Source organism: Bacteroides sp. 51 (assembly GCF_010500965.1).
In the GTDB taxonomy this organism is placed as follows: Bacteria; Bacteroidota; Bacteroidia; order Bacteroidales; family Bacteroidaceae; genus Bacteroides.
In genome coordinates, this window is the sequence record NZ_QVMI01000005.1 from 85,601 (window position 1) to 107,982 (window position 22,382).

Consider the following 22,382-nt stretch of genomic DNA (forward strand, 5'->3'; position numbering starts at 1 on the left):
ATTGATTCATTCTTTTTTTTACATGTTATGAAATTGTTGGTAATCATTTAGCTTTTGGCTAAATAGGTTTCCATTAATCTTAATCTAAAAAATCTAAAAACTAAATGCCAATGAAGAAAGACTATCAGTACAAATCTTATGAAGAAATTACTAAATCTAATATTAAAAACCATTTAACGTCTTAACAAAATGATTAAAAAAAACATTGACTTATTTAATTGCAGTTTAACATCTCAATATAATTCGAGATTGTTTGCTGTGTTGTTTTTATCGCTCATTGTTTTGTGCAATACTTCTTTGTTTGCTCAGAACAGAAGTGTTAGTGGAACAGTAGTCGACACTTCGAGCGAACCTATCATTGGAGCAAGCGTTCAGGTCAAAGGTACATCCATAGGAACAATTACCGATCTGGATGGTAATTTTACATTAAACGCACCATCAACGGGAAGTTTGCAAATCTCTTTTATAGGTTATAAAAGCCAGGAGGTTGCTTTAGGTAAAGTAATCTATAATATAATCCTGGAAGAGGAAAGCAAGCTTATAGATGAGGTGGTAGTTGTTGGTTATGGTACTAAAAAGAAAGAAACATTGACCGGCTCTATAGCAAGTGTTTCCGGTTCGGAAATTGTAAAAAGTCCAGCAGCGAACTTAACAAGTTCTTTGTCTGGTAAACTTCCCGGCCTAATTGTAAACCAACGTTCCGGGCAACCCGGAGATGATGATCCTACGATTACGATTCGTGGACGTTCTTCCTTATACGATGATGACGCTGATCCTTCGATGTATAGTCCTTTGGTTATTATTGACGGAATGGAGCGTAGCAATATGGGACGGCTAAATCCGGAGGATATTGAAAGCTATACGATTTTAAAGGACGCTTCAGCAGCCATTTATGGAGCCCGGGCTGCTAATGGAGTGATTCTAATTACAACGAAAAAAGGAGCAAAAGGCAAGCCTGTATTTAGTTTTTCTCACAATTCAGCTTTTTCGTCGCCTACTATAACACCTAAGGTATTGAATGCAGCCGAATTTGCAGAAGCGTTTAACGAAGGTTATTGGTACAGGCTGGGACGCCCGGAGTCAAATTATACTCCGTTCTATTCAAGTGAGGCTATTCAAAAATATCGGGATGGATCTGACCCGGTGTTATACCCAAACACAAATTGGGTTGACGAAACGATGAAGTCTTATTCGATGCAACATATTTCAAGTTTACAGGTAACAGGTGGTACCGAATCTGTTCGTTACTTGCTTTCGTACAGATATCAAACTCAGGGTTCTGGTTACTACAATAATCCGATTGATTATAAGCAACATAATGTACGTGCCAATATATCCATTGATTTGAATGAATATCTGACCATTGGAGCTAATCTCAGCAGCATTATACGCAATCGGACAACTACTCCGACATACCAGTCAAGTAACTTCTGGAATATCATCAAAGCCAACCCTACACTTGTAGCTCGTTATCCTAACGGCTTAATTGGACCGGGGCGTCTAACTGAAAATCCACTATTGCTGGATCAGAGAGGTTACCAGAAACTAAACAATACGCCTGTTTACTCTACCTTTACGGGAACCTTGAAGATTCCTTACGTGGAAGGGCTGAAAGTAGAAGGTTCTTTTAACTATGATATAAATAATCAGTTCCAGAAAACACTTCAGATACCTTATACTTACCATGAATACAATGTGCAAACTGGTGAGTATGACGAGAAAAACGGAACGGGTCCGGGATCTTCTGTTATCTCGGTAGATGATCATTATTGGAAATGGACAACGATGATGTGGAATGTCCGGTTAATGTATGAGAAAACAATTAAGGATGTTCACAACTTTAGTGTAATGCTTGGTATGGAGCAGCAAAAAAACAGTTCTAATGATGCAAGTGCTTATCGGAAGAATTATTTGACTTCTCTACTGCCGGAAATCAATACTGGAAGTTCGGCTTCTGAAGATAAAGACAACTCAGGTTCTTCAAGCAAAAGCGCGCGTAATAATTATTTTGGACGTTTAAATTATGACTACCAATCAAAGTATTTGTTGGAGTTTATTTTCCGATACGATGGATCTCATAGATTTCCTGAAGGAAGACGATACGGTTTCTTCCCTGCCGCATCACTCGGATGGCGTATCTCGGAAGAAGCGTTCATGAAAAATGCATTCCCGGACATAGATCAATTGAAAGTGCGGGCTTCATTGGGAAGAACGGGTTACGACAATGTCGATGCATTCCAGGATATGCAAACGTATTCTTTTGACGGAAACTATGTCTTCGGAACAACGAATACGAGCGCTATCAAAGCCGGAGTTATGCCCAATCCCAATATTACATGGGAAATCAGTACCAAATACGATCTTGGTTTGGAGGGTAGTTTTAAGAACGGATTGTTTGGTTTTGATATCACATTGTTCCAGGAAGACCGGTCGAGCATACTTGCTACTCGTAACATGTCTATTCCAGGCACCCTCGGTTTTACCGATTTGCCGAAAGAAAATATAGGTAAAACACAGAACAGGGGTTTTGAACTCGTACTCAGTCATAGAAATCGCATAAATAATGATTTCTCTTATAATGTTTCGGGTAACCTGTCTTATGCCAAGAGTAAAATTGTCTATATGGACGAGACACCTAATACATACGAATATAGAGATCGCACAGGTCGTCCGATTGGAGCACAATTATATTACAAGGCAGATGGTATTTTCCATACGCAGGAAGAACTTGATGCATATCCACATGCTGCCGGTACACAAGTTGGTGATATCAAGATTGTCGATTTGAACGGTGATGAAAAAATTGATTCGGATGACCAATACCGTTTTGGCTACTCAAATGTTCCCCGGATGGTATTTGGATTGAGTTCTAATTTTCAATACAAAGATTTTGATCTAAGTTTTTCTTTACAAGGACAAGCAGGTGCTTATAATTACGACGATCAATTTGTCACCATCGGTAATTCCTCTTATGACAATGCTTATGTTGAACGTGCAAAAAATCGTTGGACAGCAACAAATCCCAATGGAACTATGCCACGATCTGATGCTTATCAGCTCGGCAATACGACGTTTTTTCTTTATGATGCCACTTTTGTTCGTCTGAAAAGCCTTGAGTTGGGATATACGGTTCCTCAACAATGGACATCAAAGATCGGCTTAAGTAACTTAAGGTTGTATGTTAGTGGCTTTAATTTGTTAACCTGGGCTAAAGAGATCAAATGGTCTGACCCGGAAACAAATAATAGCAGTCTTAATTATCCGCAACAGCGTGTGATGAATCTTGGTGTAAATATTAAATTTTAAAATCCAGACAAATGAAAAAATATTTAATAATTCTCGTAACGACGTTATTCTCTTTATCGTCTTGTTCTGATATTTTGGATGTTTCGCCAACAAACAAGGTTACAGATGCCGCAGTTTGGGAGGACGCCAATCTCATATCGGCATATCAAGTAGAACTTTACAATTGCATTCAACATGGTTTCAGAAGCTGGAACGATTGGTTGTCTAAAGGGACGGATGAAACTTATCCTTCAATTACATGGGGACCAAGTATGTATCAGGCCGGGACGATGACTCCCGACAATATAGGTTCTTTGGATTATTGGAATACCGGATATCAATATATTCGTAAAATCAATGTTTTTATTGATAAAATGGATGCTTCAAATCTTGACTTACCCAATAAAGGGCGTTGGGTTGCTGAAGCAAAATTTCTGAAAGCGTGGATTTATTTTCAATTAATTATTCGTTATGGCGGCGTTCCTCTGGTTGATGAATACTGGAGTATTGACGAAGGAACTTCGGTTACATTCACCCGCAATACGCTGGAAGAATGTATTACTGAAATTGAAAAATTGATTGCTGACGCTATTCCCGGTCTTCCTCAGTCCTACACCACAACTAATGCCAATTTTGGCCGGGCTACTCAAGATGTATGTCGTGCATTGCTTTCTCGTATGTACCTATATATGGCATCTCCGCTGTTTAATCCGACAAATGATCGGGCAAAATGGCAAAAAGCAGCAGACGCTGCGTTGGGCTTTATGACTAAAGCAGGAGATACTTACGAATTGTATGCCGACTATGGTGAAGGTTTCAGGTTGATTTCCGGATCACAAAACAAAGAGTACATTTTTGCACGGAATTTCACGTCAACAAACGGACACGATGCTCCGATGGACAATTTAGGACGTCGATGGGGAGCCTATGGCGGTTGGTTTGCAAGTAACGGTCCTTCACAGAATTTGGTGGATGATTATGATATGAAATCCACCGGATTACCTCCATTCAAATGGGTAAACGGCGAAAAAGTAATCAATGCGGCATCAGGATATGACGCTCAAAATCCATACAAGGACCGAGACCCACGTTTGGCGGCAACAGTTATTTATGATGGCTCTGATTATCGCGGAATAACACATGAAATGTGGATTGCTACCGACGAATCAAGTTGGGGGTATGATTCCTATAAACAAAGTGGAGACAATCCGCGTACAAACTACATTCTTCGAAAGTTTATGCCCGAATTAGATCAAGACATTTCCTGGGAGGTGAAGTGCGTGGTACCTTGGCCATTCTTTCGCCTGGCTGAAATATATTTGAATTATGCAGAGGCCATGTTCGAATTGGGTGATGAGGATGTTTGTAGAGAATATATGAACAAGGTGCGCGACCGTGTTGACATGCCGGATATCCCTTCGACTGTTGGAGGAGAGGAATTACGGGAACGGCTTTACAATGAACGTCGGGTGGAATTCGCTTTCGAATCTCATCGGATTTTCGATGTGCGTCGCTGGAAAGTTGCGATGGTTACTGAGAACAGGGATATTTACGGTATGGATATTTATAAAGATATTACTACCGGGATCAAGAAGTATACACCTGTAAAATTGTATGAGAAAAAAGGTAACTTTAACGAACGGATGTATCTAATACCTGTTTCTAATGACGAAATCAGAAAAAATGGTGGAACACTGGAACAAACGTCCACATGGATCGGATATTAATGAAAGGGTTCTGTCGAAAAATAGTAACTGTTCATTTCAAAGTTGAATAATGAAATGTTGATTTTTAGTAGTTGCAAACTCAATAGCAATAAAAAGATCCAAAAGCTGTGCTTTTTGTAGTTTCTCTTTTATAAGCTGCTCAAGAACAGTTTCTTTATTTTTGCAAAAACGGGTAGGATGAAAATACAATTATTTTCATCCTACTTTTGTATAAAACATATAAGAAAAACTGGTATTCAGAAAAACTCTCGTTCTAATAAATATACAGAATGCGGAATGTTTGATTATTGGTGAGATTCTCTCATCTATTTTGATAAAAATCCAAGAATATCAGAATGTTATATTGTAAGTGTTTCCAATCTCCGTTAATATCTTGTTTGTTTTGTCTCCATAACGGATATTGCATTCACCTCCTTCACGAGAAAAAATAGAGGTAGAAATTAACCGGCTGTTTTTCCATTCTATGTCAATTATAAAACCACCACGGGCACATAAGCCTGTAACCTTGCCATTTTTCCATGATGTAGGTAATGCTGGAAGGATGTCAATGAATTCAGTATGACTTTGAAGTAGCAATTCTATCATTGCTAAAGGGGTCCCCATCATGTCTCCTATTTGCACAAAACCATGAGCGTCAACAAACATATTAGGATAAGCTTTTGTAAAGTATTGATGCTCCATCATGTCTAAACACTTGTTTCCTTCTCTTAAACGAGCTAGCATACAGGTAACCCACCCCAAACTCCATCCTTGCGCATTATAGTTATTCGACAAGCGAAAATCAAGAGATTTACACACCGCATCAACCAAATATGGTGTTTTATCTTGCGTTATCCGACGGCCTGGCATCATTCCCCATAAATGAGAAAGGTGCCTATGTCCCAATTCTGACTCAATCATTTCATCATACCATTCCAATAACCGACCATCACTTCCGATTTTAGGTACCGCCAAATTAATTAAAGCAGTTTCCACTTCTGCCGTCTCTTCATTTGAAATATTTAATATGCGACACGCTTCGAGGTAGTCAGAAAATGCCCCCCAAATTATTTCTTGATCTTGAGAAGGTCCCATTGAAATACTAGAGCGTTGTTTGTTTATAAGGAATTGGTTCTCGGCTGACGCACTAGGGCCCGAAACAAGTTTTCCTGTTATAGGATGAGGAACAAGCCAGTCAACAAAAAACAAAGCATTCTCCCGAAGAACAGGATAGGCTCTTTCTCGAAGAAAATCCTTATTCATTGTAAACCTATAATGCTCCATCATGTGTTGCGCACACCAAGAAAGTCCTAATACATACATTCCGTGAGAGGAATCCCATCCTGTTGGAGCAGTGAAAAACCATACATCAGTTCTATGGCCTGCTGCTGCACCACGTTTAGTTCCAAGCATTACTTGCGCAGTCTCTTTTCCATTTTGAGTGATTTTTTCGGTAAGAGTGAACATAGGCTCGTGACACTCAGATAAGTTTGCTTGTTCTGCAAACCAATAGGCTTCTTGCTGATTTATATTGATATGGAAATTTGATCTCCATGGTGGTTGCATTAATGGATTCCATATAGCTTGCAGATTCATCGGCAATCCACCCTCACGTGAACTAGAGATAAGTAGGTAGCGGCAATAATGATAATAAATCTGTAGCAGATATGGATCTGCTATCCCTTCTGAGACCATGGCTATTCGTTTATTAATTGGAGTCTCTATCCGTAGAGGATTATCAAGTTCTATCTCAAATGTTGAACGATTATACAAACTCGTATAATCTGCAATATGTTTAGTTTTTATTTTGTTATAGTCCTTTTGGATAGCCAACGCTATTTGTTTCTGACAAGCTTTTGCCCGGTTGTGTGATAATGGTTGCGTAGGTTCTTTAAGATTATAGTCGGTTTTGATAGCCAAATAGACGGTAACGCTATTTGCATCTGTAACTTTTATAATATCACCTTCCGATTGCACTCTTCCTCCTTGTGTGGAAAACTGGACAATACCATCAAACTTTACCCCCATAAAGGTATTGTCTTTTGCATGGGCTTGACCGCTAATATGCAGTTTGTTATTCGCTATGGCTTTAGCTACTGCACCATATGGTCGATCAACGTCAGCTGTAAATGATATTTTTCCGGATTGGTTAGCGGTTAAATGTATAACCATTATTTGGTCGGGGGCACTAACGAATGCTTCGCGGGTATATACTACCCCGTCTTGCTCATAAGTAACGTAAGTGACTGCATTTTCATAGTCCAACCAACGTCTATAGTTAACAGGAGAACTCGTATTGGAAAATTTGAGATGCAAAAAGCCAAAAGGTTGATAAGATCTCTCTTCTGCATTAGCCCAATAACGGTCTAAAAAAGCATTATTACAAATGGAATCTGCCGCAAGATATTTTCCTTCAAAAAGTAGATCTCGCATTTGCCGTATCAATTCAGGACCTTTGGAATCATTTGGAGGGGTAGGAGGTCCACACCAAATGCTGTTTTCGTTAATTATTATCTGCTCTTCGAAAATATCTCCAAATACCATTCCTCCAATTCTGCCATTACCAATAGGTATTGCCGATTTCCAATCTACTGCTGCTTCGGAATACCAGAAAGCAGTTTTACTGTTGTTCTGCGCTGATAACCCGCTTATATTAAATATTATAATGCAGATAGTACAGGTAACTTTAAAACTCAAAAATCTTTTTTCCATAATAAGCTTATTTATAGTTTTTACAAAGAACGACTATCCCAGAAAAAATCTTTTTTGATTTTTATTATTTTAGTTTCAATTTTTGCCATAATTATGAATGAGCGTTAAAGTAAAGTGTAACTTGCAAGTTGTCATTAGTCCGATTTTTATCGGTTTATTCCTGACTTTCTATTTGTTTGATTTGAATTTTGACTAGTTAGGATTTGCTGCATTTATCCTTTTAGCCGGAATATCTGTGAACGCCAATATTTATGTTTTGAATGAATACAATAATATTGAGGACACTCGTCCTAATATGAAGTCAGTTAAAATATATATTAAAGCTTGGAATGCGAAGGTGAAACCTATATTCTTAACTATTGTACCAATTGTTTTGGGCTCTATTCCATTTATGATAGGCGAATATAAAGAAGCTTTTTGGTTTCCATCAACAGCAGGTACAATCGGTAGTCTTGTCTTGTCATTAATAGCCTTATTTGTATTTCTTCCTATGTTTATGGGGGTGGTAAAAAATCTAATAGTATTAGCTCAGAAAAAAACTCCGAAAAATAATGAGCGAGGGTTCGATATAATTATTTTAAATAATATAGCAGTTTTATCATTATGGTTCCTAAAAGTCTTAGTTTAGAACTTATAAATAACCACCTCAAACAGTGAAATAGAACAGAAATAAGGAAAATTGCAAATCAAATAAAGAAAATCAAAAATCAATTTGAAAAGAGAAAATGATCTTTGCCTTATATAACAATTATATAAGGTTGATTATGCATATAACTGTTCGAATATTCATCCCTCTTTTAATTCCATTATTTTTTGTTTCGTGTAAACAAGAAATTCAATGGGAACAATTATTTAATGGAAAAGACCTATCCGGCTGGCATATCGATTGCCAGCCACAAGACAAAAACAAAGTATTTTGGACAATTGATGAAGGAACCATCCTTTGTGATTCGAGAGGCAGGGAAGGGCATCATCACATTTGGTTAGTAACCGATCGGGAATTTACCGACTTCGAATTAGGACTTAAATTTCAGGCTTATTCGGATTCTCCGGGAAATAGTGGATTGCAATTTCGTAGCCGGTACGATACAACGATTGAAAACGGAGGATGGATGAATGGGCCACAGGTAGATATTAATCCGCCCAAACCTAAACCCTGGCGTACAGGATTCATTTATGATGAAACCAATGAAGTTCGCCGTTGGATTTATCCGAGTTTATCCAATTGGGACATGAAAGATGAATACGAACCCGAAAAATACATCATGAAGTACTCCGCCGACGATGACGGTTGGAATGAATTGACACTGATATGCAATGGTATGCACATCAAAACAATACTGAATGGAATTGTGCAAACCGACTGGGATGCCACCGGTATATTGGATGATGAGATTCATCAGAAACATAATGTTGGGCAATCAGGGCATATAGCTCTTCAACTTCACCATGGCGACGATCTGCTAATCCGGTATAAAGATATCAAGATCAGGGAGATAAAAAAATAGCGATTGGAGAAACTAATATTATTAAAAACCTAAATAAGATGCCTATGAGTAAAATAGATTAGAATGAAAAACACATGCTAAAATCTGTCAGATATGTTATGGATTTTAGTCTTTTAACCACAGAGAGATTAAATCTAATTAATGATCTAATAAACTTATTAAGATGAAAAAAAAGAATGAATTGTATAGAAAGATTTCGTTTTTTCATGGAAAGAAATTTTTGTTAACCACACTCTTACTTGCTGTTATTTTCACTATGCCATTGTTTGCGCAAAACAAGAGGATCAATGGCACAATTGTAGATAGTAATAAAGAACCCATTATCGGAGCAAACGTACAAGTAAAAGGTACTACAGTTGGTACAATTACTGATTTGGATGGTAATTTCACATTGGATGCTCCACAAAGCGGTACACTGGTTATTTCTTTTATAGGATACAAAACCCAGGAAATACCATTAGGCCAAATAACTTACAATATAACCATACAGGAAGATTCCGAAATGTTGAGTGAGGTTGTTGTTATCGGTTATGGTATGCAACGCAAAGAAGCGATAACCGGTTCTGTTGCTTCTGCCAATGCCGAGACCCTCAGAGCTGTTCCCGGAAGTAACTTCACACAAGCATTGCAAGGTCGTATAGCAGGTATTGAGATGACACAAACATCATCCAAACCTGGAGCCGAAATGCAAATCCGAATCCGTGGTGCCCGTTCGTTAACCGCCAGTAACGACCCGTTGGTTGTATTGGATGGTATCCCGTTTGTAGGATCTATCGGAGATATCAATATCAATACAATCAAAAGCATCGATATCCTGAAAGATGCTTCTGCAACAGCAATCTATGGCTCACGTGGGGCTAATGGAGTTATCCTGATCACTACGTTGAGAGGAGAGCAAGGCTCCAAAGCGCGCGTTTCTTATAATGGATATTTTGGTATAAAAGATTTATTCGCCAAATATCCCATGATGAATGGCGCAGAGTTCGCACAAATGCGTAAAGATGCCGGAATCTATAACAATGCACTGGATGAGTCCGATGACACCAATACCGACTGGCAGGATTTATTCTATAGAACAGGTTTTGTAACAAGTCATGATGTTAGCGTAACTGGGGGTACCCAAAAAGGAAGTTATAGCTTCGATGCAGGATACTACAAAGATGAAGCGGTAGTACCCATGCAGGATTTTGAGCGCATGAACCTGAGAGGTGCATTCGATCAGGAAATTGGCGTTTTTCGTGTAGGAATAACCACAAACAATAACTATACTGTAAATAACGGAAATAGTATGGGATTGTATGGCGTACTGAGTAATTCACCTATTGCAAATCCTTACAATGAAGACGGAACTCTGAAAAGAACCATACGTATGCCTTTGGATGAATCGTGGGTACAGACTAAGAGTGTTATGGAAAACTTGGGCGATGCATGGGCAGACCGCCAAAAGGCGTTCAGCTCATATAACACACTTTATGCCGAAGCTAAAATACCACAAGTAGAAGGATTAAAATACCGCATAAACCTGGGGTTGAATTACAGAACGACGGATGGCGGACAATATACAGGACAGGGCTTGTTCAGTTCTAATGAAACAGCACAGTCAAAGGCTACCGTTACAAACTCCCTGATGACCAATTGGGCCATCGAGAATATGTTGACTTATGATCGCAATTTCGGCAAACATCAGGTAAATGCTGTTGCCTTGTATTCGGCAGAAAGAACTAAATATACAACCAAGCATATAACCGCAAATGACATCCCGGCAGATCATTTTCAGTATTTCAATCTGGGACAAGCTACAGGAGATGTTACGATTGATCCCAGTAAGCAGATATATCAGGTGAGTAGCTTGATGTCATGGATGGGGCGCGTTATGTACAGCTATGATAATAAATATATGCTTTCGGTTACCCTCCGTTCCGATGGTTCGTCCAGATTAGCGCCCGGACACAAGTGGCATACATATCCTGCGTTTTCTGCCGGATGGAATATCAAACGGGAATCATTCATGGATAACGTTACCTGGTTAGATAATCTGAAACTGAGAGTAGGTTATGGGCAAACATCCAATCAGGCAGTAGACCCGTATAAGACTCTTGGACTTTTAAGTACCCGAAAATATAATTTTGGAAATGAGTTCTCTACAGGGAATTATGTAACAGAATTGCCTAACGCGGCTTTGGGTTGGGAATATTCTGAAACCTGGAACTTCGGTTTGGACTTTACCTTATTTAATGGACGTTTATCGGGAACAATGGAATACTACGTGCAAAACACAAAGGACCTTTTGATGGGTATTGGTTTGCCAAGCACTTCCGGAGTAAGCAGTTATATGGCTAATATTGGTGAAACTCAAAATAAAGGTTTTGAATTATCATTGAATGGTACTATTTTAGAAAACCGGAATGGGTGGACATGGGATGCCGGCGTTAATCTCTATGTGAATCATAACAAACTGGTAGCCCTTGCCTCCGGACAGAAAAGGGATGAGACTAACAATTGGTTTAAAGGCCACCCAATCGATGTAATCTATGATTTTGAAAAGATAGGCCTTTGGCAGGAAGGGGATCCTTATATGAATATTCTGGAACCCGGTGGAAATGCTGGTATGATTAAAGTGAAATATACAGGTGACTATAATGCGGATGGCACCCCGGTACGGCAAATAGGAAACGCCGACCGTCAGATTATAAGTATGGAACCCAGGTTCCAGGGCGGTTTCAATACGCGTGTAGCTTATAAAGGATTTGATTTGAGTATTGTCGGCGCTTTCAAGAGTGGAGGCAAACTGATCAGTACACTTTATTCTTCTGCAGGATATCTGAATATGATGACCGGACGTAGAGGAAATGTCAAAGTAGACTATTGGACACCCGAAAACACAGGTGCAAAATATCCAAAACCTGGCGGTGCTCAGAGTGGAGATAATCCTAAGTATGGTAGTACATTGGGCTATTTCGATGCTTCATACCTGAAAATAAGAACGATAACATTAGGGTATAATTTTGATCAACTCAAATGGTTGAAAGATAATGGCATCAGCAGACTACGTGTTTATGCTACTGTACAAAACCCATTTGTATTCTTCTCGCCTTATCATGATGAATCAGGCATGGATCCTGAGACAAATTCATATGGAAATGAAAACGCGGCCGTACCCTACGACGACAACTTAAAGCGTTTGTTGACCATAGGAACAAATTCTCCTGCAACGCGTAACTATATACTGGGTATTAACTTTACATTTTAAAGAATTATCAGGATGAAAAATATATTTAATAAGACATTGTTGGGCACAGTTGCCATGATGTTATTTTTATCGGTATTGACATCATGTTCGGACTTTTTGGATGAAAAGCCACGTGGTATGTATGAACCCGGATATTTCAAAACAGAAAAAGGAGTAAACGGTGGATTGACAGCCCTTTATGCTCATTTGCGTAATATGTATGGACAGCCTTATTATTATAATGCTTGCCAAACCGGAACGGATGAGAATACTCATGCACAAAGCGCTGACGCTAATTTTAAAGACATGGACTATTCGGGAGTTGGATCGCTTACTCCTACTAGTAGCCGTTCGGATGTATTGTGGGGTACCGCCTATCCTTATATAAACACTGCCAGTGGAATCATTGAAAACGCGACAGAGGTAGGACTTTCGGATGCATTGATCGCCGAAGCCCGGTTCTTCCGTGCCTTTGATTACTTCATGTTGGTACAAACATTTGGAGGAGTTCCTTTAGATTTAGGAGCCGGTGAACTGGCTTTCAATACATCTCCCGTCCGTGTATCTACCCGTAATACTGTGCCTGAGGTTTATACTAAAGCCATATTCCCTGATTTGAAAACAGCCATGACCGACTTGCCGGAAACTGGTCGGGTAACCGGAGGATTGACAAAAACAGTGGCTCGCTTTTATTTGGCAAAGGCATACCTGACCTATGGATGGTGGCTGGAAAATCCCAATAACATTCCAACCTATCCGGAATGTCCGCGAACCGATCCTGACGGACACGATGCACAATGGTACTTCCAACAAGCCTATGATATGGCTGTTACTGCTATTGAAAACCCCGGACCGTTTGGCTTACAGGAAACCTATTATGATGTGAATTGGGCTCCGAATGATCGCAATAATGAAATATTGCTTTATGCCGACCATACCGAATCAAATGAGGTTTACAATGAATCTCAAATAACAAGCGGAGACGGCGGATCTTACATGAACAACGCTGGTTGGATGGTGCAATGGAATTATACGCAGATTACCAGCGCTACAAGTACAAGTTGGGACGAAAAGATAAACTCTGTTCAACGCGAAGCGGAACAGCATCTGGGACGTCCTTGGACACGTATGGCTCCAACAATTGGCGTATTCGAAAAAACCTTTGCAGATAAAACGAATGACTCTCGTTATGATGGTACTTTTACTACTGTTTATCGTGCGAACTGGAATAAAAACAGTTCCTTAAGTGGCATAGAAAGAGCATATAATGCAAATAATATGATTGTAGAATCAGGCGATGCTATTTTGACTTTCCTTGATGAAGAGCCAGTAACACCTATTGATTACTCTAACGATCCGTATGACAGCAATGTGGGTGTTGGTGTATTGCCTGGTAGAGCAGACTATGTCGTATCTCCGCGAGGCATAAGTCGACTTAATTATCCAGGACTCTGGAAATTGGGTACTTATCGTACCGACAATGGAAGTGGATTAGGATATCCAAATGCCGGTAGTACACGCCCTTTCAATATTGCCAAGTTTTCCGAACTTTACCTGATTGCAGCTGAGGCTGCGGTAAAGGGCGCAACGACTCAAAGCGGTAAGAGTGCAAGAGAACTGGTTAACGTTCTTCGCGCGCGTGCCGGAAAATGGCGTTGGGATAATAATGGTAATGTAGAGAAAATACAGGATAATAGTGCGCAAATGATAGCTGCCACACCGGCAACCATAACTATCGACTATATTCTGGAAGAACGTTCTCGTGAATATTTTGGCGAAATGTACCGCTGGGCCGATCTGGTGCGTACTCAAAAGTGGGCAGAGATTGCCGGAACCTATGAGATATGCGGATCGGACAGAGGAGACCATACAGCCGTAACGGTGACGCGCAATATTCAACCTTATCATTATTTACGCCCCATTCCACAAGGACAAATAGATGGTATGGAGATGACTGCCGAAGAAAAAGCAGCTTATCAGAATCCGGGATATAATTAATTGTTTTAATTACTAAAAACCAAGTAGGATGAAAGCGCCTGTGTTTTCATCCTACTTTTATCTGAAACAGAAGGAACGCCATTACTATATCTGTATATTATGAAAATTAGATATTTATTTTCTATCCTTATTCTTCCATTTGTTTTATGTTCCTGCAACAAAGAACAAAAACCGTGGGATAAAGGCGCTTTTGAAACCCGCCGGTACCGTAATTTATTTGCCGAAGTTGGCTATCCCCAACAAGAAATAGACGCAAAATTAAATCAGATATTCTACAATCTTTTCGAAGGTCCTGATAAAATCTATTTTGAAGTCGGAGACTCGTTGGGATACGTTTCCGATATCAAAAACCACGATGCGCGTTCCGAAGGAATGTCATACGGAATGATGATTGCCGTTCAATTTGGCCGGAAAGATATATTCGACCGTTTGTGGCGTTGGAGCCAAAAGTATATGCAACATCACGATGGCCCCATGGAAGGCTACTTTGCATGGAGTTGCCACACAGATGGCACCCGCAGGGCGCAAGGACCCGCATCGGACGGCGAACTCTATTTTATTACAGCTTTGATCTTTGCATCCAACCTCTGGGGCAATGATACAGGCATCGACTACCTGAAAGAAGCAAAATATATCCTGAACTGTTCTATGGAAAAAGATGGAACAGACGGCGTAACCAACCTCATCAACTTGGAACACAAACTTATAACGTTTGTGCCAACCGAATGGGGAGCAACTTTTACCGATCCTTCCTATCACATACCTGCCTTTTACGAAGTATGGGCCCGCTGGGCCGACGACGGACGGGCCGACCTTTGGCGCGAATGCGCTGAAAAGAGCCGTGCCTATTTACACACCACCGTTCATCCGGTAACGGGATTAAATCCGGATTACTCCAATTATGACGGAACACCATTCAAAACACCACGAGGCTTGGTAGGCGAAGCGTTCCGGTTCGATTCCTGGAGAGTGCCCATGAACATAGCTCTCGATTACTCGTGGAGTTGCGCCGACAAGGAGTGGCAACAAGCCTATGGCAATAAAATACAGGACTTCCTTTATCAACAAGGTTTAACCACTTTCGTTGATCAATATAATATAGACGGAACCATGGTTGCCGATACGTTACGCGCCGGCGATTATGCAAAGAACCTCAGGCATTCACTTGGATTAGTGGCTACATCGGCCGCCGTGTCATTGGTATGTACTCACTCTAAAAGTCGCGAATTTATCCGTCAATTTTGGGAAGCAAAAAACGAACCTTACGCAGATGGCTTTTTCGACGCTTACTTCGATGGTCTGTTACAACTGTTTTCCTTTATGCATTTAAGTGGTAATTACAGAGTCATACTCCCAAGGTGATATACATCCGTTTTTCCTTAAAAAAACATCAATTATGAAGAAAAGAATTGGCTTAGTACTGTTTCTCTCCTTGGTGGTGAGTTACACATTAATGGCACAGAACCCCATAATTTCCGGTCAGTTTACGGCCGACCCCACAGCCCGGGTATTCGACGGGAAAATATATCTGTACCCTTCACACGATATTCCAAGCCCCATAGAGAGACTGGAAAAATGGTTTTGCATGGCCGATTACCATGTGTTCTCCTCCGCGAATATGACCGATTGGACCGACCATGGCGTCATTGTCACGCAGAACGAAGTACCCTGGGTGCAGCCGGATTCATATTCCATGTGGGCACCGGAATGCGTTACCCGCAATGGGAAATACTATTTCTACTTTCCCTCCACGCCTCGTGATGCGGCCGACGGAAAAGGATTCGCCGTAGGAGTGGCCATTGCCGATAAACCTTATGGCCCATTTACCCCACTAGCAAGTCCTATTGAAGGTGTAAAGGGTATTGACCCCTGCGTGTTTATAGATAAAGATAACCAAGCCTATATTTACTGGTGTGCAGGAGGCAAAATGTTTGTCGCAAAACTAAAAGACAACATGACCGAACTTGCCTCGGAGCCCTCTCAGATAGAGAATCTCCCCCAGGGATTTATGGAAGGCCCCTTTGTGTTTGAACGCAATGGTGTTTACTATTTCACCTTTCCGTGGGTGCAAGACAAAACGGAAACATTGGCCTATGCCACAGGATCTACACCGATGGGACCCTTTCAGTTTGAAGGACTCATCATGGATCAGTGGCCATCGGCATGCTGGACAAATCATCATTCAATCCTTGAATACCAAAAACAATGGTACCTGTTCTATCATCACAACGACTACTCCCCGGAGTTTGACAAAAACAGATCGGCACGCATCGATTCGCTCTTTTTTAATTCCGATGGTACCATTCAAAAAGTGAAACCTACCTTGCGGGGTGTAGGCGTAACACAGGCCACAGACAAAATCCAATTAGACCGTTATAGCGATATTGGCGATGGCGCTAAAATCGATTTTGTGAATGCCGCCGATAAATTTGAAGGATGGAAGACTATTTTTAATAAAAAGAATAGCTGGATACAATATAATTCGGTTAATTTCGGGAAGATAAGTCCCAAACTTTTAAAAATAAAAGTAATGGCTCGTGATGGAGGAACCATACAGGTTCGGACTCAACACAAAGAAGGACCGGTTATTGCGGAAATTAAACTTCCCGAACTTAAAAGATCTCTGCTCATAGAATCACCTGTCATCAAAGAAATAAAAGGAATCCGGAATCTATTTGTAGTATCCTTAAACAACCAACCCTTAGAAGTAGACTGGATAAGTTTCGAATAGTATATTTTATCTTTATGGAGAGAGTTACGTATCATTAAGAAGGTACTTTTTTCTCTCCATTGAGATACTTTTTTCTTTCAATTAAGATACAAATGTCTCTCTATGGAGATACTTTTTTCTCACCACAAAGAGAATGGTGGTACTCCTATTGATCTGATTATCAATGACACCTAAAAGAATCAAACCATGAAGAATAAAGTGAAAATCTCGATTTTAATTCTTAGCCTGTTACCCTTACTGGCTTGGGCAGAAGATGGCAGTCGCCTGTGGTTGCGCTTCTCCGACAAACCCCAACAGTCAAAAGAGATAATAACTACACACCGGAGCCCAACAATGGATATCGCTGAAAAAGAACTGGCAAGCCATTGGAACGGAAAACCCGTTGAACTGCGTCTGGATAAGAAACTTAAGCGCTTAAAAGACGGATACATCATTCAAAGTGATAAAGACAAAATATGCCTATCCGCCGGAAAAGATGCCGGCTTGCTGTATGCGGCATATCATCTGTTGAGATTGCAGCAAACCGGAGTGGATACCGAAAACCTGTATATCGAAGAAATCCCGTCTTATGACGTACGCATACTCAACCATTGGGATAATCTCAATGGCAGCATCGAACGCGGATACGCAGGGCGGTCACTGTGGAAATGGGAAGAACTGCCCGGCAAGCTATCCCCCCGTTATCAGGAATATGCCAGAGCCAATGCATCCGTCGGCATCAATGCCACGGTACTGAACAACGTCAATGCTTCTCCCCAAATTCTGACCGGAGAATACCTTCATAAAGTAAAAGCGCTGGCCGATATTTTCAGGCCATACGGCATCAAAGTTTACTTGTCTGCCAACTTCAGTTCCCCCAAAGTACTGGACGGATTGCCCGATTCCGATCCCATGAATAAAGAAGTACGCGCGTGGTGGAAAAACAAAGTGAAAGAAATCTACCGTCTCATTCCTGATTTTGGCGGGTTTCTGGTTAAAGCCAATTCCGAAGGCCAGCCCGGTCCGCAAGACTACGGGCGCACCCATGCCGATGGAGCCAATATGCTTGCCGATGCGCTAAAACCTTATGGAGGAATTGTGATGTGGCGCGCCTTTGTGTATAGCCCCACTAAAGACGACCGGGCTAAACAGGCATGCCTCGAATTTATGCCCTTAGACGGGCAATTCCGCGATAATGTAATCATCCAGATAAAAAACGGTCCCGTTGACTTTCAACCCCGGGAGCCATTCAATCCGCTCTTCGGCTCTTTGAAAAAGACAGCTGAAATGGTAGAATTTCAAATTACACAAGAGTATCTTGGATTCTCCAATCACCTGGTATTCCTTGCCCCTTTATTTAAAGAAGTTCTCGATAGCGATACCTATTCCGACGGGTCAGGCTCTACCGTAGCCAAAATAACAGACGGCACACTGCGTCCCGCCAAAGTTACCGCCATTTCCGGAGTCGTCAATACCGGCGATGATGTAAATTGGTGCGGGCACCACTTCGCGCAATCCAACTGGTACACCTTTGGGCGGTTAGCCTGGAATCATCAGCTCACTTCCGAACAGATAGCCGACGAGTGGATAAAAATGACCTTTACCCCGGATGAAGCCTTCGTAAAACCCGTAAAAGAAATGATGCTTACCTCCCGCGAAGCCTGCGTGGATTATATGATGCCTTTAGGACTACACCATATCTTTTCGTCCAACCATCATTACGGTCCCGGCCCTTGGGAAGAACAACTGCATATACGTCGCGACTGGACATCAAGGTATTACCACAATGCCGATGCGGAAGGATTAGGTTTCGACCGCACAAAAACCGGAAGCAACGCCGTCGCTCAATATTTTCCTCCTCTTGATGATACGTATGGAAACATAGTAACCTGTCCCGATAATCTTATCCTCTGGTTTCATCATGTACCCTGGAAGTACAAGATGAAGAATGGACGCACTATGTGGGATGAACTTTGCTATCGGTACGATGCAGGCGTGAAACAAGTCAGGGAATATCAAAAAATATGGGATAGCATGCAGCCCTACGTAGACGAGCAGCGTTTTCAGGAGGTGCAGGCTAAATTAAGATTGCATGCCCGCGATGCCGTATGGTGGAAAGACGGTTGCCTGCTTTATTTCCAAACCTATTCAAACCTGCCCATACCCTACGACATTGAACGTTCGGCCTATAGCCTGGAAGAAATAAAAAAAGTAAGACCCGATATAAGAATTTATAAATAATGAAGAAGAATGTATGGAGAGCGATATGCGTATCGCTGTTGATTTGCTGTTTGTCCGGTTGTGGCAAAACCTACGAGTACCCTTTCCGCAATCCCCAATTGCCGGTAGAAGAACGTATTGATAACCTGTTGGAACTCCTTACCCCGGAGGAAAAGATCGGGCTGATGATGAATGCATCACAGGCCGTTCCCCGGTTGGACATTCCGGCATACGACTGGTGGAACGAAGCCCTGCATGGAGTAGCCCGCTCCGGTCTGGCAACCGTCTTTCCCCAAGCCATAGGCATGGCCGCTACCTGGAACGAAACAGAACATTTCAACACCTTCGATATCATATCCGATGAAGCCCGTGCCAAATACAACGAAGCGCTCAGGGAAGACAACAGAGGACGTTATTACGGACTCTCTTTCTGGACACCCAACATCAATATTTTCCGCGACCCTCGTTGGGGCCGCGGACAGGAAACATACGGCGAAGACCCCTACCTGACCACCCGTTTGGGAGTGGCTGCCGTAAAAGGATTACAAGGCAACGATCCCCGGTATTTCAAAACACACGCCTGTGCCAAGCACTATGCCGTACATAGCGGGCCGGAGTGGAACAGGCATTCCTATAACGCCGTCGTATCCGACAGAGATCTTTGGGAAACCTATCTACCGGCATTTAAAGCATTGGTACAGGAAGCCAATGTGCAGGAAGTGATGTGTGCATATAACGCTTTCAATGGACAGCCTTGCTGTGGAAGCAATGAACTGTTGACCGATATTCTCCGCAATCAATGGAAATACAATGGGATAATTGTAACCGACTGTTGGGCAATGAACGATTTCTTCAACAAAGGAGCACACGAAACACATCCCGATCCTACAACAGCGGTGGCAGATGCCGTTATTCACTCTACCGACCTGGAATGTGGCGATTCGTACAAATACCTCAATGAAGCCCTGAAAGACGGACTATTGACCATTGAACAGATAGACTCCTCTCTTCGGCGCGTGCTTCGCGGATGGATTGAATTGGGCATGTTCGACCCACAGGAAATGGTGCCCTGGAGCAATTATCCGTATTCCATGGTTGATTCTCAGAAACACCGCGAACAAGCTCTCAAAGTGGCACATGAATCCATGACATTGTTGAAAAACAACAGCGTACTGCCATTGCATAAAGATATCAAACGCATAGCCGTAATTGGCCCAAACGCCGCCGACAGCACCATGCTTTGGGGAAACTACAGCGGTTTTCCCTCTTCCACAGTAACCATACTGGATGGAATTAAAGCCAAACTTCCCAACACAGAAGTTATTTATGAGAAAGGTTGCGAGCTGGTCGACCCCTGGGTACGGACATCGCTTTACAGTAATTTCCTGAGTGAGGCCAGCGGATCACAAGGCATGAAAGTGGAGTTTTTTAATAATAATAGTTTAGAAGGCCAGCCTGCCGCCACATTGGTGAATTCAGTAGGTGTTAATTATAACAGTTCCGGCGGCACGGCGCTGGCCCAAGGTGTAAATATGGAAAACACTTCTACCCGTATTTCCGGAATATTTGTGGCGCCCTATACAGGCGAAATTGAAATAGCGGTAGAAGCATCTGAGAAATGCGAAGTTTATTTGAACAATAAACAAATACTTTCACAGAACAGAAAGGCCGCTCCTCTTGTACACATGGCCAACGTACAAAAAGGACAGAAGTATGAGATTAAACTGGAGCAGGCGCAGAGCAAAAGAAATGTGGAAATCAGCTTGAATATAAACCAACGAACACCTATCGAATTCTCGGCACTGGTTGAAAAAGTGAAAGACGCGGATGCGATTATTTATGCAGGCGGGCTTTCTCCCCGGTTGGAAGGAGAAGAAATGCCGGTCAATGCCGAAGGGTTCCGTGGAGGAGATAAAACATCCATTGATTTGCCCGGCGTGCAAAAACGTATTCTGGCCGATCTGAAGAAAACAGGCAAACCCGTTATCTTCGTATTGTGTACCGGAAGCGCACTGGCTTTGGAAGCCGACGAGAAAAACTATGATGCCTTGCTATGTGCCTGGTATGGCGGACAAGCCGCCGGAATTGCCGTAGCAGATGTCTTGTTCGGAGATTATAATCCGGCAGGGCGACTCCCAATCACCTTTTATAAAACACTCAGCCAATTGGATAATGGACTTTCCAAACATAACGACCCCTTGCGTCAAGGATTTGAAAATTATGATATGCAAGGCCGTACCTACCGCTATATGCAGCAAGCTCCTCTCTATCCGTTTGGACATGGATTGAGCTACTCTACCTTCAACTATGGCGAAGCTAAACTCAGTGCAGAAATCGTTAAAGGCGGAGAAGGAGTAACCATCACTATTCCGGTCGAAAATACATCCGCGCGCTCAGGAGATGAAGTCGTTCAGGTGTATGTGAAACGGAACGGTGATGAGCAAGCCCCTGTAAAATCTCTCCGGGCATTCCAAAGAGTGAATGTGGAGGCCGGACAAACCAAACGGGTGGAACTGAAACTCGACTCCGGGTCATTTGAGTTTTATGATGAAGCAATAAATGGTTTGGTTGTTAAACCCGGAAGTTATACGGTAATGTATGGTGGAACTTCTGTCGGGTCGGGACAAAAGCAGCTGGATATCTCTATAGAATAAACACCCATCGTGAATTTTGCAAAAATAGATATGCCTCCGATATCTATTTTTGCAAATTAGTTTGATGAAAGACTACCTATAAAGAAATAGTTCTATTTTAATATCTTAGTTCTCAGGGGAATACTTCTTATGTCTAAAAATGCAATAATCGTATTCAAAAGTAGTAAAGGGTTATCGTGAAGAGCCCTATTTTTGTATGTGATAAAAAGCTATAGTCAGTTTTTTAATTTTCCTTATTGATGAGCTAAGGATTATTTTTTAACTTGATTTGAGTAACCAATTAATGCTATGTTTAACCACTATTTTTTTGCTTATGGAAAACACCGGATGATGCATTCTTCGCGAGTCTTTCGCAATTTG

General features: G+C 41.6%; 11 protein-coding genes. 10 read left to right on the top strand and 1 reads right to left on the bottom strand.

Annotated features, from left to right (window positions below; translation table 11 throughout):
* Nucleotides 1-189 precede the first annotated feature (189 nt).
* Together D0T87_RS06245 and D0T87_RS06250 are read left to right on the top strand one after the other, a co-directional pair.
* Nucleotides 190-3,306, top strand: coding sequence for a TonB-dependent receptor (locus D0T87_RS06245; protein ID WP_163173896.1), 3,117 nt, complete (start codon nt 190-192; stop codon nt 3,304-3,306).
* Nucleotides 3,307-3,317: 11 nt separating this feature from the next.
* Complete coding sequence (locus D0T87_RS06250) at nt 3,318-5,012, top strand: RagB/SusD family nutrient uptake outer membrane protein (RefSeq protein WP_163173897.1); 1,695 nt, start codon at nt 3,318-3,320, stop codon at nt 5,010-5,012.
* A gap of 330 nt (nt 5,013-5,342) precedes the next feature.
* Here the strand turns inward: D0T87_RS06250 and D0T87_RS06255 are convergent, their stop codons facing one another.
* Entirely contained in the window at nt 5,343-7,703 is a 2,361-nt protein-coding gene (locus D0T87_RS06255) for a glycoside hydrolase N-terminal domain-containing protein (protein WP_163173898.1), read from the bottom strand.
* Between the two features lie 256 nt (nt 7,704-7,959).
* Between D0T87_RS06255 and D0T87_RS06260 the strand changes: the two genes are divergently transcribed.
* The 8 genes from D0T87_RS06260 to D0T87_RS06295 all read left to right on the top strand — a co-directional run bounded on the left by D0T87_RS06260 (nt 7,960) and on the right by D0T87_RS06295 (nt 22,022).
* Nucleotides 7,960-8,331 carry a hypothetical protein gene (locus D0T87_RS06260; protein ID WP_203558622.1) on the top strand — a complete coding sequence of 124 codons (372 nt, stop codon included), beginning with the start codon at nt 7,960-7,962 and terminating at the stop codon, nt 8,329-8,331.
* 136 nt (nt 8,332-8,467) lie between these two features.
* Nucleotides 8,468-9,211, top strand: a complete 744-nt coding sequence (locus D0T87_RS06265; RefSeq protein ID WP_163173900.1) for a DUF1080 domain-containing protein — start codon at nt 8,468-8,470, stop codon at nt 9,209-9,211.
* Nucleotides 9,212-9,467: 256 nt separating this feature from the next.
* Nucleotides 9,468-12,461 (top strand): TonB-dependent receptor, encoded by a 2,994-nt coding sequence (locus tag D0T87_RS06270; protein WP_163174029.1) that lies wholly within the window; start codon nt 9,468-9,470, stop codon nt 12,459-12,461.
* Between the two features lie 12 nt (nt 12,462-12,473).
* Nucleotides 12,474-14,438 (top strand): RagB/SusD family nutrient uptake outer membrane protein, encoded by a 1,965-nt coding sequence (locus D0T87_RS06275; RefSeq protein WP_163173901.1) that lies wholly within the window; start codon nt 12,474-12,476, stop codon nt 14,436-14,438.
* Between the two features lie 99 nt (nt 14,439-14,537).
* Nucleotides 14,538-15,800, top strand: a complete 1,263-nt coding sequence (locus D0T87_RS06280) for a glycosyl hydrolase family 8 (RefSeq protein ID WP_163173902.1) — start codon at nt 14,538-14,540, stop codon at nt 15,798-15,800.
* Between the two features lie 34 nt (nt 15,801-15,834).
* Entirely contained in the window at nt 15,835-17,169 is a 1,335-nt protein-coding gene (locus tag D0T87_RS06285; RefSeq protein WP_163173904.1) for a family 43 glycosylhydrolase, read from the top strand.
* Nucleotides 17,170-17,355: 186 nt separating this feature from the next.
* A complete protein-coding gene (locus tag D0T87_RS06290; protein ID WP_163173906.1) occupies nt 17,356-19,389 on the top strand; it encodes an alpha-glucuronidase in 2,034 nt (677 codons plus the stop codon).
* Nucleotides 19,389-22,022: a glycoside hydrolase family 3 C-terminal domain-containing protein gene (locus D0T87_RS06295; protein WP_163173908.1), complete on the top strand. Its 2,634-nt coding sequence runs from the start codon at nt 19,389-19,391 to the stop codon at nt 22,020-22,022. The genes D0T87_RS06290 and D0T87_RS06295 overlap by 1 nt, the downstream gene beginning before the upstream one ends.
* Nucleotides 22,023-22,382 lie beyond the last annotated feature (360 nt).